The sequence below is a fragment of the Microcystis sp. LE19-195.1E genome (assembly GCF_027532095.1).
GTDB classification, from domain to species: domain Bacteria; phylum Cyanobacteriota; class Cyanobacteriia; order Cyanobacteriales; family Microcystaceae; genus Microcystis; species Microcystis aeruginosa.
Map to the genome: position 1 here is coordinate 1 of NZ_JAPZSZ010000103.1, position 1,662 is coordinate 1,662.

Sequence of the window (1,662 nt, forward strand, 5' to 3'; positions counted from 1 at the left end):
CGAGATATTTCCACATTACCTGGACATGAACCTTATCTTTGATGCGTCGCAGCTGGATATCGTAGGAACGACCCCATTTTTCTAGTAATAATTGCTGTAAGTCCACACCCGTCATGGTTGCTATCGCTTCTCAGATGTCAGGAGGAGGTAAAATGTTTTCTTGAGGAAGGGGGAAGTGGATGTTGCTATCTCTTGTGCGCGAAGGATGGTCAGAGCCGCAAGTGGAGAATTTTATTTATTTGAACAAGCATAAACATCGAATTGTCAATTATGGTTATTTGCAGGCAGAGGGCATTTCCATTGGCTCTGGCTCTGTTGAATCAAAAATTAAACAAATTGCTCATCGTCTTAAAATTACTGGTGCAAGTTGGGAATCTGGTAATGTACCGCAAGTCCTTCGTCATCGCTGTGCTTATCTAAATGGTTGCCTTTTTTAACTTTTTTATTGAGATCATTAAGCATTTCTACTTATGTCAAAGGGCAGATGCTCCCAGGTTATAAATATTCTAGACTACGGATGTCTCCGCATTACTGCCCTAATTAATAAATTGACAAACAACTTAAAATGATCACCAACATATCTAGACAACTAACCACTGGCGCTCTTGCTATCGCTGGCAGCGTTGCCGCTTTCGGCTTTGCTGGTGCTGCCCCCGTGCAGGCGCAGGAGGAGTGTTTGCCACAAAGTTTCAACAATTTCAAGACCAATCCTTGCCGAAAAGGGGACAAGTTGTTTACACACATCAACTCATCTGGCATTGGTATAAATGACCCGAACAATTTTCTGACCATTACGGAAACCGTGCTGCCCTTGGGCGATTTGCACACCTTCACCTTCACCCCAGCTACCCCTCTGCTAAGTTCATCTGGTACTTATGTCATAGATTACACGATCGAGATCGTTGATAACCCCAACACTCCCGGAAACGAACTTTTGACGCAGATGTTCTCAGGATTCAGCGGCGGCTATACCACAACTGGCCAGACTGACTTCGGTGTCTCTCTGAACAAGACGGTTTGGTCAGATGCTTTCGGCGGGTCGAGTTTGGTCGGAACCTCAGAGGCTAGAAGCCTGGATATTGGTGGCATAGGCTCTCCTGGCCTCACGGTTCTAATTGCTACGAATATCCTGAAACTTTACGTCAGAGACACTTTCTTTGTCTCTAGTGTTGACGGATCAGTTAACAGTATAACCAACGATTTCAGACAAACTACTTACATCCCCGAACCCTCTGCTATCCTCGGTATCTTAGCCGTTGCCGGTGCTGGTGCTTTCGCTCGTCGCAAGAGCTAGTCACTGTCATTAAATCAAAGGCAAGCGTTGAAGTTAAACTTAACGCCTTTTGTGTGTCTAGAGAAGGGGATGGGGGAGTGGGAAGTGGGGGAGTGGGGACGCAATTTAAATGCAGTATACTGTTCAGTTAACAATCCCACTGGTCACTGATAATTGATCACTGATCACTGATCAGCCATTCCGATGCTCTTTCACCTAAATCTAAGGCCAGACTAACCGCTTTACCGAGACGGGGACGCTCGCGGGTTTCGCGGATAAAAGCTTGAAATTGACTAAAACCACCCCATTCGTGGAGATAATTGGCGATCGCATTGAGATGTTCCAGATATTCAGACTCGGAGAGGGGAAAAGAAGCTTGTTCGAGATAT

The 1,662-nt window shown here is 45.5% G+C and carries 3 protein-coding genes and 1 pseudogene; 2 read left to right on the plus strand and 2 right to left on the minus strand.

The window, feature by feature from the left end; genetic code table 11:
- On the minus strand, positions 1–115 hold a 115-nt coding region (locus O9300_RS06310), incomplete at its 3' end, for a DUF3067 family protein (RefSeq protein ID WP_287970696.1).
- An 88-nt stretch (positions 116–203) separates the two neighbouring features.
- Between O9300_RS06310 and O9300_RS06315 the strand changes: the two are divergent.
- Positions 204–437, plus strand: a pseudogene (locus O9300_RS06315) (ISKra4 family transposase); the annotation flags it as partial.
- A gap of 128 nt (positions 438–565) precedes the next feature.
- A complete protein-coding gene (locus tag O9300_RS06320) occupies positions 566–1,294 on the plus strand; it encodes a PEP-CTERM sorting domain-containing protein (RefSeq protein ID WP_287970690.1) in 729 nt (242 codons plus the stop codon).
- A gap of 157 nt (positions 1,295–1,451) precedes the next feature.
- Here O9300_RS06320 and O9300_RS06325 read toward each other — a convergent pair.
- A partial coding sequence (locus tag O9300_RS06325) for a DUF3067 family protein (protein ID WP_287970694.1) occupies positions 1,452–1,662 on the minus strand: 211 nt, incomplete at its 5' end.

What these genes read in the sequence shown, in the direction of transcription:
- O9300_RS06320 (WP_287970690.1), top strand. Translation starts at nt 566, where the DNA reads ATGATCACCAACATATCTAGACAACTAACCACTGGCGCTCTTGCTATC.